Source organism: Christiangramia gaetbulicola (genome assembly GCF_003054225.1).
Lineage (GTDB): Bacteria > Bacteroidota > Bacteroidia > Flavobacteriales > Flavobacteriaceae > Christiangramia > Christiangramia gaetbulicola.
In genome coordinates, this window is sequence record NZ_QBKQ01000002.1 from 913,345 (window position 1) to 926,130 (window position 12,786).

Genomic DNA, 12,786 nt, shown 5'->3' on the forward strand with positions numbered 1-12,786 from the left:
AAAACCAATCCCTTGTCCAATTTTAGGGGAGTTGTTATCTTTCAGCAATAAATGATTTTGAGGAACCCTAACATTGAAAGATATGTCACAGCAAGAGAATGAAAACAAGAAAAAAGAGCTTTCCTCTGAAAACCTAAACAAGCCTGAAGAGGCCAACCAAATGGAAGAAAAGTCTAAGAAAGATAGCAAGGAGAATGTACAGGAAGATTCTGTTGGTGCCCAGGAAAAAGAAACTAAAGAGAATACTTCAGATAATATAAAAGCATCTGCTAACACCGAGGAGTCTGATTCTACAGATCATGAAGATGCCATGCTGGACGAATCTGCTTCAGGTAAAGCAACTTCAGATCAAAAAGCAAGGGAAAAAGAAAACCCCGATGAAGATCCTTATACCGAAATCGAAGAAGACCTGGAACCTGAGAATCCATTTTTCAAGGAGCCAGAAGTAGCCAAGGATTCTGAAAAGGAAAAGAAAGAAGAGAAAAAAGAAGAGAAAATATCAGATTCCACAGATCATGAAGACGCGATGGTTTCAGAATCTGCTTCCAGAAGTAAAGAGACGGTAGACGAAGATGATGATGAAGACGATCTGGACAGCGAAATCGGTGATGCCGTAGTTGGAGAGAATAAAAAATCATCTGGCACAAGTCACGAAGAAGACATGGAAAGTGCCGTGGCTGAAGACAGCGAAGATGAAAGTGCCGGTGAACGTCATGATATTGAAAAGAAGGATTATCATTCCATGAGCAAGGAAGCCCTTGCTGATGAACTGGAAAGATTATTGAAAAATGAAAAAATCCAGGCCATCAAGGAGCATGTCGCAGAAATTCGTGCTGAATTCAATGCGAAATTCGACGAGGAACTGGAAGAGAAGAAAGAAGATTTTATCGCCGATGGCGGAAATATTATAGACTTCCACTACTCTACTCCGCTTAAAAAGAGATTTAGCTCGCTATATTTTGATTATAAAGAGCAAAGAAATAATTACTACCAAAGGCTTAAAAAAGACCTCAACGAAAACCTGCATAAAAGGCTGGAATTGATCGAGGAACTAAAAGGCCTACTGGATGTAGAAGAGAACATCAACACTACCTATAATCACTTTAAGGAGATACAGGATAAATGGCGTACGGCAGGACCTATTCCAAGAGACAAGTACAACAATGTCTGGAACACCTATCACCACCATGTAGAGAATTTCTATGATTTCCTCCACCTTAACAGGGAATTCAGGGATATGGACTTTAAGCATAACCTGGAACAAAAACTAAAGGTGATAGATCGTGCTGAAGAACTGGTGCAAGAAGAAAATACCAACCGTGCTTTCAGAGAATTGCAGATGCTCCACAAAATGTGGAAGGAAGAGCTGGGACCGGTTGCCAAAGAATATCGCGAAGATATCTGGGAAAGGTTTAGCAATGCTACCAAGAAGATCCATGATAAAAGACAGGAATATTTCAACCAGCTTGACGAGTTAAATGAAAAGAACTGGGAGCGCAAGCAGGAGATCATTGAAAAGATCAGGGAAATAGCTGAGCAGGATTTCGACAGTCACAATAAATGGCAGCAAAAGATAAAGGAGATCGAAGCTTTAAGAGAAGAGTTCTTCAATGCTGGAAAAGTACCAAGAAGTAAAAATCAGGATACCTGGAATGCTTTTAAGGAAAATGTTCGAAAGTTCAATCGAAAAAAGAACGCTTTCTACAAGAACCTAAAAAAACAGCAGTACGAAAATCTGGAAAAGAAAAAAGAACTTATTCAGATCGCTGAAGACAATAAAGACAGTGACGACTTTAAAACCGTTACTCCTTTAATGAAGAAGATACAGGCCGACTGGAAAAAGATAGGGCACGTACCAAGAAAAGATAGCGATAAGGTCTGGAAACAATTCAAAAAAGCATGTAATCATTACTTTGATCGCATGCATGCTCAGAAAAATGAAGATAATAAGGAAGAGGTTGAAGCTTTTGAAAAGAAGAAGGAGATTCTGGATCAGGTGAAAGCTATCGAACTTTCTGGCAATAAAAAAGAAGATCTGCCTAAGATCAAAGAAGCGATTAACGCGTGGAAAGAAGTTGGAAAAGTGCCTTATAACAAACGCTTTATAGAAGGAAAATTCAATAAAGCCCTGGATCAATTATTCAAGAAAATGGATATTGACAACACCAAGGCCGAGATGATGAAGTACGAGAATAAGGTGCAGGCACTGGATGATGCAGATGATGATAAGAAAATTAGAAATGAGCATTATTTCCTTACCAAGAAGATTGAAGAAACCAAGGCTGAAATAAGACAGCTTGAGAATAACCTTCAATTCTTCTCTAATGTAGATGATGATAATCCTTTAGTACAGGAAGTACATAAGAACATAGAAAATCATAAGGCCGATCTTGAAGTATGGAAAGAAAAACTAAGAAAGATCAAGTCTCTTTATTAAGATCATGAAAATGCCTTGCAGTTTATGCAATTGCAATACCCGTAATTTTGAAACTATCAATGACCGGGAATTTTTGCAGTGTGTGGGTTGCAAGGCAATTTTACTTTCCCCTGAACATTATCTTACTCCGCAAGCAGAAAAGTTTAGATACAGCCTGCACAAAAACGATGTGAACGATCCCGGTTATATCGCCTTTGTAAGTCCCATTATTGAAAAAATAAGATCCAGTCATAACACAGATGCTATTGGCCTCGATTTTGGATGCGGCACGGGTCCAGTGATCGCTTCCGAATTAAAGAAGTCCGAATTTCGGGTAGATCTTTATGATCCTTATTTTAAACCGGATAAAACTGCGCTGAATAAAAAATATGATTTCATTATTTGCTGCGAAGTAATGGAGCATTTCAAAAATCCACTGAAGGAATTTAAATTGCTTAGGTCATTATTAAAGGAGGAAGGCAAATTATATTGCAAGACCGAAATCTGGAATGAAGCTATCAATTTTAAGGACTGGCATTATAAGAATGATCAGACCCATGTTTTTTTCTATGATAGGGAAACTTTGAAATGGATCCAGGAAAACCTTGATTTTTCTAAAGTTGAGATCCTTGACAAATTTATAGTCTTTACAGCCTGATCACTGCTTCTTGGCCTCGTTCCAGAAAACATCCATTTCACCAAGGGTCATATCCTTTAAAGCCTTGTTATTTTCCTTTGCTTTTTCTTCGAGGTACTGAAAGCGTTTGATAAACTTCTTATTTGTTCGTTCTAAGGCATTCTCAGGGTTTACTTTAAGAAACCTGGCATAATTCACCATAGAGAAGAGAACATCTCCAAATTCGGCCTCTATTTCATCCTTGTTATCCTCGTTGATTTCATGCTGTAGTTCTTCCAGCTCCTCCTTGAGTTTTTCGAACACCTGTTGTGGCTCTTCCCAGTCGAATCCTACCCCGGCAACTTTTTCCTGAATCCTACTGGCTTTTACCACTGCCGGTAAAGATCTAGGCACTCCCTCTAGCACAGATTTCTTACCTTCCTTGAGTTTAAGGTTCTCCCAGTTCTTTTTTACCTCTTCTTCATTGGCAACCTCAACATCTCCATAAATATGGGGATGTCTATCGATCAACTTATCGCAAATGCTATTTGCCACATCGGCAATATCAAAATCGTTGGTTTCGCTTCCTATTTTTGCGTAGAAGACAAGATGTAAAAGCACATCGCCGAGTTCCTTCTTTATCTCTTCCATATCCTTATCCAGAATGGCATCTCCAAGCTCGTAGGTTTCCTCAATGGTTAGATGCCTTAGGGATTCCATGGTCTGCTTACGATCCCAGGGACATTGTTCTCTTAGCTCGTCCATTATGGTTAGTAATCTATCGAATGCTTTTAGCTGATCTTCTCTGGAATTCATAGCTGAAAAATAATTTTGGTAAAAATAGGATTTCGAAGATGGAAATTTGAATTTATTCCACAAAAAAAGCCTCTCTTTTCAGAGAGGCTTCTGCTTTTGGGTGGAAGACCGGTTTTACTTCGACTTCGCTCAGCACAGGCTTCTCACCGGTCTTCTTCTATTACTGTTTTGAACTTTTTGAACACAAAAAAAGCCTCTCTTTTCAGAGAGGCTTCTACTTCTGGGTGGAAGACCGGTTTCGAACCGGCGACCTCCGGAACCACAATCCGGCGCTCTAACCAGCTGAGCTACAACCACCATTTGATTAGCGGATGCAAATGTAAGTTATTTCAACTATTTCGCAAAGAAAAAATTCCAATTAAATAAGATCAAATATAGAATCTACCGCTACATGTCGTTCTACATTAAAGCCTTCGGCATGCTCTGTATTTATAAGCCTGCCCATGTCCTGAGCACGGTAAGTAATGCTATCCAGGAAGTTACTACTTGAAATTGGAGTTTCAGGCTCATTGCTATTCTCATCAAAGAACTGCGAACGATACGCTAAAACAGATTCAACTTTTTTATCAAGATAGCCGGTAATATCCACAACAAAATCTGGTTTCAGGTTTTTCCACTGTATATAATGGAAAACGTGCTTAGGTCTCCAGGCCGATTGTTTGTTACCATCCATAACGGTTTCAATCTTTCTCAAACCACTTAGAAAACAAGCCTCACTAACCAACCTGGCTCCTTTCCCGTGATCTATATGTCTATCTTCAACAGCGTTGCACAAGACGATCTCTGGCCTGTATTTTCTAAGGATCTTGATGATCTCCAGTTTATGCGCGGTATTATTTTCAAAAAATCCATCACTAAATTCAAGATTGTGTCGCATAACCACCCCAAGGATCTCTGCGGCAGCTTTTGCTTCCTTATCTCTGATTTCGGCAGTACCTCTGGTACCAAGCTCTCCCCTGGTTAAATCAAGGATTCCAACTTTTTTTCCACGATCTACTTCTTTTGCGATGGTTCCTGAGCAGCTTAGTTCCACATCATCGGGGTGTGATCCCACTGCCAGTATATCTAGTTTCATCTATAATTATTTATTTGTTCTTAATCGGTCAGATATAAATTCTTATTTGCTTTTTGCCATGGCTTGAGTAAGATCTTCCATTAGATCTTCAATTTCTTCGATACCCACAGAAAACCTCAACAGGTTTTCTTTGATCCCTTGCTTTGCTCTGCCCTCTTCTGTTAACAAACCATGAGAGGTCTTGGATGGAAGTAAAATGGTGCTTTCAACTCCGGCAAGGCTCATCGAAGGTTTAATTAATTGCAGGGTTTTCATGAATTTCTGAACGTCTAGGTCGTCGTTCAGTTCAAAAGATAACATCCCGCCAAAACCTTTCATCTGCTTTCTGGCAAGTTCATGATCTGGATGATCCTTTAAACCCGGGTAATAAACATTTGCAACTTCAGACCTTGAATTCAAAAATTCAGCAAGCTTCATTGCATTTTCATTCTGAGCTTTCACCCTTATCCCCATGGTCTTTATACTTCGCTCTAAAAGCCAGACCGTATAATCACTAAGGCTTCCGCCAAAATTCTTTGCCATTTGGAAGATCCTTTCAATATTCTCTTCAGAAGAGATCACCGTTCCAGCAAGAATATCGCTATGCCCTCCCATATACTTAGTGGCCGAATGAATCACCACATCAATCCCAAAATCTATAGGATTCTGGTTTACCGGAGATGCAAAAGTGTTATCGATCATACTTACCAGGTTATACTCTTTGGCCAGCTTTGCAACCGCTTCCATATCGGTTAGCTTCAATAAAGGGTTAGAAGGCGTTTCAATATAGATCACCTTTGTATTTTCCTTTATTTCAGCTTTGAGCGAATCGGCACTGGCATCTTTGGCAAAACTGTATTGAATACCGAATTTATCAAACTCCTCAGTGGCCAGATTACTGGTTCCTCCATAAAGCGAATCCTGAAACACCACATGATCTCCCGAACTTAAAAAAGCCATTAACGAGGTGCTTACCGCGGCCATACCACTTCCAAAGATCAGGGATGCTTCTCCATGTTCCAGAGCTGCCATCTTTTTGGCCAAGGCCACCTGATTTGGAGTATTAAAATATCTTGGATAACGTTTGGTCTCAACATCCTCGAACGCGTAGGATGTAGACATATATAAAGGCGACACTGCGCCCTTAAATTCTTTATCTGCCAATTCCCCTACATGCGTACAAATTGTGTTGATCCCTTTAGAATTACTCATAGATTATCTTTAAAAAAATTGAGCCCTAATGTACTAAGAATTCTGCTAAAGTCATTTCTAAAGCATTAACGCCACAGAAGAATTAAGACATTAGTTAATTAAAGTTAAACCTTCCCCATGAGCTCAGGTGATGCTTTCATTTTTGAGTAACTTTCGAATTATCTAAAAAATTGAAGAAATGAAGAATGTAAATGCATACGCAGCGAAATCGAATGACGCTGATCTTGAGCCTTTTGATATTGAAAGAAGAGAGATACTGGCAAATGATGTAAAGATCGAGATCGACTATTGCGGAGTTTGTCATAGTGATATTCACCAAGTAAGAAACGACTGGGGAAATAGTAAATATCCAGTAGTACCAGGACATGAGATCATTGGTCATGTAACCGAAGTTGGTAAGGACGTGAAAAATTTTAAAGTTGGTGACCTTGTAGGTGTTGGATGTATGGTAGATTCCTGCCAGGAATGCCAGTCTTGTAAAGATGATCTTGAGCAATACTGTGAGAACGGAATGGTCGCAACTTATAATGGGCCGGATAAACATCTTGGCGGACATACCTTTGGCGGTTATTCTGAAATGATCGTGGTTAGGGAAAAGTTCGTTCTTAAAGTTCCTGAAAACCTTGATACCAAAGCAGTCGCTCCTTTACTTTGCGCAGGTATTACTACCTGGTCCCCATTAAGACAATGGAATGTGAAGAAAGGTGACAAAGTAGGTGTAGTTGGTCTTGGAGGCCTTGGACATATGGGAGTTAAGTTTGCTTCAGCCCTTGGAGCTCATACCGTGATGATCACGACTTCACCTTCTAAAGCTGAAGATGCGAAAAGACTAGGTGCAGATGAAGTGCTTATTTCCAAGAACGAAGATGAAATGAAAAAGCACCAGGGAACCTTCGATTTTATATTGAATACTGTTCCTGTTGGTCACGATACCAATCCTTATGTAGGTTTATTAAAACGTGATGCGACCATGACCCTGGTAGGAGCTATCGATGAAGTAGATATTCACGGAGGTGGATTGATTATGGGTAGAAAGAGACTTGCCGGATCATTGATCGGTGGGATCAAAGAAACACAGGAAATGCTTGATTTCTGCGGGGAACATAATATAGTTTCAGATATCGAGATGATCGATATTCAGAATATTAATGAAGCCTATGACCGTGTTGTAAAATCTGATGTAAAATACAGGTTTGTTATCGACATGAAATCCCTAAAGAAATAATATGAGCATACTTTCTTCCCTTTTAGGAAACGCCGGAGCTAAAGAAAAAGAGAAGCTTCAGGAGAAATATGGAAAATTACTCATCCCTTCTGAAGAGATCGCAGCCGGATTCAAGATCATTCGCGATACTTTTATTTTCACCAATAAACGCCTTATCCTTGTGGATGTTCAAGGTATTACCGGTAGTAAAATTGAATATTTTTCAGTTTTATATAAAAGCATAACCCGCTTTAGTGTTGAAACCGCGGGCAGTTTTGATCTTGATGCGGAACTGAAGATCTGGATCTCGGGAGAACAAACTCCTTCTATTTCCAAGCGTTTTAATAAGAAAGTAGATATTTATGAAGTTCAGAAATTATTAGCCGAATATACGCTCTAGAAAAGAGCCTGATATGAAATTAGGATGACGTAGTGGAATTATGAATCTTCGTCATGCTGAACTGGTTTCAGCATCTCAATTTCTGATAATAGATAATTCAAAAAATTAAAGCCACTTTTCGAACGATTGAAAAGTGGCTTTTCTTATTTAAAGATATCACGGTCACTCCCTTATTCTGATCTGAGTTTATATCTTTGTTTTTTAGCATTTGTTGAACGATCAATCCAAAAATAAATGAGCTTACTTCTAACCAATATCAAGGAATTACTTCAGGTTAGGGAACAAAATATCCTTAAAGTATCCGGAAGCGAAATGAAGGAACTTCCAACCATAAAAAACGCATGGTTATTAATAGAAAATGACGAAATAGCCGATTATGGTTCTATGGAAAATATTCCTGAGATCAACGCAGATGAAACCATCGATACTTCCGGAAAGATAGTACTACCTACCTGGTGCGATTCGCATACTCATATTGTTTACGCAGGTAACCGCGAACAGGAATTTGCAGATCGTATCAACGGCTTAAGTTATGAAGAGATCGCTAATCGCGGAGGTGGAATTCTAAACAGCGCAAAAACACTTCAGGAAACCCCGGAAGATGAAGTTTATAAGCAGTCGGCAAAACGCCTTGAAGAAGTAATGAAACTAGGTACCGGTGCGGTTGAAATAAAATCTGGTTACGGTCTTACCGAGGAAGCAGAACTTAAAATGCTCCGGGTTATCAAAAAACTAAGGGAGAATTACAATCTGCCGGTGAAATCCACATTTCTAGGAGCCCATGCCATACCTAAAGAATATAAAAATGATCCGGATGCCTATATGGATCTTGTCATTAACGAGATACTCCCGAAAGTAGCGGATCAGAAGCTGGCAGAATACATCGATATCTTTTGTGAGAAAGGATATTTTAGTCTTGAAGACACTCATAGATTATTGGATGCTGCGAAAAAATTCGGATTAAAACCGAAAATTCATGTGAACCAGTTTAATGCTATTGGTGGCGTAAAAGCTGGAGTAGAACACAAGGCTTTAAGTGTAGATCATCTGGAGGTGATGAACGATGAAGATATTGAAGCATTAAAAGGTTCTAATACCATGCCGGTGGCGCTTCCCTCCTGCTCTCTATTCTTAAGCATTCCTTATACACCAGCCAGAAGAATTCTGGATGCCGACCTTCCCCTGGCACTGGCGACAGATTTTAACCCGGGAAGTACTCCAAGCGGAAATATGAACCTGGTGGTAAGCCTGGCTTGCATTAAAATGAAAATGACCCCTGAAGAGGCAATTAACGCGGCAACTATTAACGGTGCTTATGCCATGGAATTAAGCAAAACCCACGGAAGTATCACCAAAGGAAAAAAGGCCAATTTCATTATTACTAAAGAAATTCCTTCTTACACGTACCTGCCTTACGCCTTTGGATCCAACTCTATAGAATCTGTGTATATCAATGGTAAAATGATCTAAAATGACTGGATTAAAATTCTATAAAAGCTCGCACATTGATAAGCTAATTTCCAAAAGAAAAGGAGAGGAAAAATTCGGAGAGAAACTACAATTCGTTGCCAGTCTCGAAGAATTAAAAAACCATGAGGCAAAATATGTTTTATTGGGAATTCCTGAAGATATTGGCGTAAGAGCGAATTTTGGAAAACCGGGAACTTCGAGAGCATGGAAAACGGCGCTAAGCTCCCTGGTTAATATTCAGGTAAACCGGTTCAACGATCCAGAAAATTTAGTTCTTTTGGGAGAGGTAGATTGTACCGAGCTAATGAAAAAGGCTTCTTTTATAGATGAGTCAGATCCTAATTATCATGCGAAGCTTGGAGACCTTGTAAAACAAATAGATCAGCTGGTTTCTGAAATCATTGAAAAAATTGTCGCCGTGGGAAAGACTCCCATTATCATAGGAGGCGGACATAATAATGCCTACGGAAACATCAAAGGTTCTGCAAAGGCTTTAAAAAAGCCTCTGAATGTGTTGAATATAGATGCGCATACAGACCTTAGACAATTAGAACACCGGCATAGTGGAAACGGGTTCAGCTACGCCATAGAAGGGCAGTATTTAAACAAGTATTCTGTTTTCGGGCTACATAAAAATTACACTCCGGAATATATTTTCAAAGGGATGGAGGCATCTCCAAACATGAATTTCAAATTACGGGAGGATCTTTCTGAGGAACCGGGAAATATCTCTGATCATTTCCAGCAAATGTTTCATGGAATTAATGATTCTCCTTTCGGCTTCGAACTGGATTGTGATGCCATTGCAGATTTTCCCAGTAGCGCAAAATCGCCATCAGGTTTTAATGTAGACCAGGTTAGAAATTTTATAAGGCTGGTTTCAAAAGACGAAAACTGCTGCTATTTTCATATATGTGAAGCTGCTCCAGACGAAGACAATTCTGGATGGGTCGGCAAAGCTCTGTCATATTTCATATCAGATTTTATTCGTTCCTGATCATGGATTCTGATCAATCCTGTTTTCAGAAGGTTTTCGCTGCCAGGGGAATCTGCCTTCTATTTCTAATTCTATAGAAAGACTTAGAAATGTTCTAATTATTACAATTACCCCAAGAGTTAAGACCTTATCCATGGTAGGTTCAGTAACTACAGTTGCAATAATATCTGCCGCTACCAGGATCTCAAGACCTAATAAAATCCCCTTTCCTAATTCCTGGCGCAAAAGCTTATAAGATCTTTTATTTTCCTTTTGCTTAGAAAAGATAAATTTCCCGACAGATAGAATAGTCCCTATTAGAATTGTTAGAACTCCTGCTACTTCAATTATCCTGGCGATATATTCAATATACAATGCGATGTTTTCCATAAATTAATTTTCAGTAGATAATTTCTGATACACCCCGTTGGTCCATCCAAAACCATCCTGGGTTGGGTATTCCCCTCCTCCACTTTTTTTAGAAAGATCTTCAACATTATATTTTTCCAGCATTTTGTAGGTATCCTGGTAAACCTTGCGATTAAGATCCAGCCACCTCGAACTTATCTCTCCTGCCAATTGGTTATAACCGTAATTCTGCAGCCCTTTAATGGTCAGCCACTGCAAAGGTGCCCAGCCATTAGGAGCATCCCATTGTTCACCGGTATTATAGGGTGTAGTAACTACTCCGCCAGGTTTTAAAAAGACGGTATTGATTTTAGCTCTAACCTTAGCAGCCTGCTTTTCATTTGCAATTTCAAAAAATAGAGGGTAAACCCCGGCAAGTGATAATTGCTCTGCTTGCCCAGATTTTTTGAAGTTATAATCCATAAAGAAACCTTCAGCTTCACTCCAGCAATATTTAAGGATCGCTTTCTTCCTGTTTTCAGCTTTCAGTTTAAATTCTTCAGAGGTTTCATTATCCCCATTTATCAGGTATGCTTCTGCTATGCTCATTTCGAGATTATAAAGCAGGGAATTTAGATCTACTGGAATGATCGCTGTAGTATGTATGGTAGAAAGATCAAATTTTCCTTCTGTATTTTTGCTGAGCCAACGGCTTGAAAAATCCCAACCAGATTCGGCACCAGCACGTAAATTCCTATAAATCTCTTCTTTGGAAAGCTCCGGATTTTCAGAAACCGCAATTTCAGCAGTCTTAATATCTTCCCTGTAACTTTCAGGTCTTGGAGTATCATTGTCATCCCAGAACCGGTTAAGCACTTCGCCATCCTTCATTTTTACCACTCTGCGAAAAGCCTTTTCCTGCCCAAGGTTTTCTACTCCGTTCATCCAGAAATCATATTCCTTTTCCATTTCTGGTAAATATTTGGCTAAAACTTTATCCCCTTTAGCCTCGGCCAGAACCTTTACCATCATGGCAAAAAATGGCGGTTGAGATCTACCAAGGTAATAAGTTCTATTTCCGTTGGGAATAAAACCATACTCATCGATGAGATAGGCGAAATTATCTACCATATTTTCAATGGTTTCAACTTCTCCGTCCTCCAGAAGACCAAGCATGGTAAAATAACTATCCCAGTAATAGATCTCTCTGAACCTTCCGCCTGGAACTATATAAGGATTTGGTAACGGGATCAAAGTTCCGGAAATACTATCATCTTTTTTCCGCTTTAAGGCTCCCCAGAGTTTCGTGATATGCTGGTTAATTGAAGAAGAATCGGCTTCAAAAGCAAGTTTATCTCCTGGAACCTCAAAATGCTGTACTACAAATTCTGAAATACCAGTTTTGGTAGTGTCATCCAGCATATCATATCGCTGCCTGATAAGCCCAACATTGTATTGCGGCACCGCATCTACAAAGGTCTTACTATCCTCAAAGATCTCCCGGTTCTGTACATCATAGAACAGATCTCCGTAAAGTTCTACAGGAGGTAGGATCTCTACCTTTTCTTCCAGTTTTTCGGTTTCCAGTTCAGAATCCGGGCCTATTTTACAGGAAATAAAAAAGAGAACGATAAGCAGGTAGCTTAATTTATAAGGCATTTCAATTTTCATAAGACTGGATTTAATTGAAACATAAATATAAGGGAAATAGAATAGGCATCCTGAACGCTGCATTTTCCAATTAATTAATAATTTTACTTCTAAAAATTAAGCAATGCAGATAGTATCCTGGAAACCGGAATATTCAGAAGAGTTTAAAGAAATGAATTTATACTGGCTGGAAGAATTCTTCTGGGTAGAGCCACACGATGAAGATGTTCTGGGCAATCCCGAAAAATACATAATCAAACCCGGCGGAAATATATTCTTCGTAAAGGACAAGAATGAGATCATTGGCTGTGTGGCGCTCATGAAAATGGGAGAAGGAGTTTTTGAACTTACAAAAATGGCTATTAAGCCGGCTCACCGTGGTAAGAAACTTGGCCAGGAACTAATGAAACATACCCTTGAATTTGCCAGAAAAAAAGGCTGGGATACACTCATCATCTATTCTAACAGAAAACTCGAAAACGCGATACATCTTTACAGGAAATTCGGTTTTATCGAGATCCCAATAGAAGAAAACAATCCCTATTCCCGTGGCGATATTAAAATGCAACTAAACCTTTCATAAAACTTTATTAATTGGGAATAGACTCCCTTGATCCTTTTTTA

At 39.3% G+C, this 12,786-nt stretch carries 12 protein-coding genes and 1 tRNA gene; 7 read left to right on the plus strand and 6 right to left on the minus strand.

What is annotated here, in order from left to right:
• The first annotated feature begins 82 nt into the window (after positions 1–82).
• Both C8P64_RS10880 and C8P64_RS10885 read left to right on the plus strand, forming a co-directional pair.
• The gene (locus C8P64_RS10880) at positions 83–2,437 is read left to right on the plus strand and encodes a DUF349 domain-containing protein (RefSeq protein WP_108172083.1); all 2,355 of its coding nucleotides are present in this window, start codon (positions 83–85) and stop codon (positions 2,435–2,437) included.
• Positions 2,438–2,447: 10 nt separating this feature from the next.
• Positions 2,448–3,074, plus strand: coding sequence for a class I SAM-dependent methyltransferase (locus C8P64_RS10885; protein ID WP_108172084.1), 627 nt, complete (start codon positions 2,448–2,450; stop codon positions 3,072–3,074).
• On the opposite strand, the gene mazG is transcribed toward C8P64_RS10885, so the two are convergent.
• The 4 genes from mazG to C8P64_RS10905 form a co-directional block, all read right to left on the minus strand.
• The gene (gene mazG / locus C8P64_RS10890; RefSeq protein ID WP_108172241.1) at positions 3,075–3,848 is read right to left on the minus strand and encodes a nucleoside triphosphate pyrophosphohydrolase; all 774 of its coding nucleotides are present in this window, start codon (positions 3,846–3,848) and stop codon (positions 3,075–3,077) included.
• 222 nt (positions 3,849–4,070) lie between these two features.
• Positions 4,071–4,146, minus strand: a tRNA-His gene (locus C8P64_RS10895).
• Positions 4,147–4,206: 60 nt separating this feature from the next.
• A complete protein-coding gene (gene bshB1, locus C8P64_RS10900; protein WP_108172085.1) occupies positions 4,207–4,923 on the minus strand; it encodes a bacillithiol biosynthesis deacetylase BshB1 in 717 nt (238 codons plus the stop codon).
• Between the two features lie 42 nt (positions 4,924–4,965).
• On the minus strand, positions 4,966–6,114 hold the full coding sequence (locus C8P64_RS10905; RefSeq protein ID WP_108172086.1) for a trans-sulfuration enzyme family protein: 1,149 nt from the start codon (positions 6,112–6,114) through the stop codon (positions 4,966–4,968).
• A gap of 178 nt (positions 6,115–6,292) precedes the next feature.
• Between C8P64_RS10905 and C8P64_RS10910 the strand changes: the two genes are divergently transcribed.
• The 4 genes from C8P64_RS10910 to C8P64_RS10925 all read left to right on the plus strand — a co-directional run bounded on the left by C8P64_RS10910 (position 6,293) and on the right by C8P64_RS10925 (position 10,185).
• A complete protein-coding gene (locus C8P64_RS10910; protein WP_108172087.1) occupies positions 6,293–7,339 on the plus strand; it encodes an NAD(P)-dependent alcohol dehydrogenase in 1,047 nt (348 codons plus the stop codon).
• Position 7,340: 1 nt separating this feature from the next.
• Positions 7,341–7,718: a PH domain-containing protein gene (locus C8P64_RS10915; protein WP_108172088.1), complete on the plus strand. Its 378-nt coding sequence runs from the start codon at positions 7,341–7,343 to the stop codon at positions 7,716–7,718.
• A gap of 234 nt (positions 7,719–7,952) precedes the next feature.
• Complete coding sequence (hutI, locus tag C8P64_RS10920) at positions 7,953–9,188, plus strand: imidazolonepropionase (protein ID WP_108172089.1); 1,236 nt, start codon at positions 7,953–7,955, stop codon at positions 9,186–9,188.
• Between the two features lies 1 nt (position 9,189).
• Positions 9,190–10,185, plus strand: a complete 996-nt coding sequence (locus tag C8P64_RS10925; protein WP_108172090.1) for a formimidoylglutamase — start codon at positions 9,190–9,192, stop codon at positions 10,183–10,185.
• On the opposite strand, the gene C8P64_RS10930 is transcribed toward C8P64_RS10925, so the two are convergent.
• Positions 10,186–10,554, minus strand: a complete 369-nt coding sequence (locus tag C8P64_RS10930) for a DUF1622 domain-containing protein (protein WP_108172091.1) — start codon at positions 10,552–10,554, stop codon at positions 10,186–10,188. It lies immediately after the preceding gene.
• A 3-nt stretch (positions 10,555–10,557) separates the two neighbouring features.
• Entirely contained in the window at positions 10,558–12,183 is a 1,626-nt protein-coding gene (gene treA, locus C8P64_RS10935; protein ID WP_108172242.1) for an alpha,alpha-trehalase TreA, read from the minus strand.
• A gap of 103 nt (positions 12,184–12,286) precedes the next feature.
• On the opposite strand from treA, the gene C8P64_RS10940 reads away from it, so the two are divergent.
• A complete protein-coding gene (locus C8P64_RS10940; RefSeq protein ID WP_108172092.1) occupies positions 12,287–12,745 on the plus strand; it encodes a GNAT family N-acetyltransferase in 459 nt (152 codons plus the stop codon).
• Positions 12,746–12,786 lie beyond the last annotated feature (41 nt).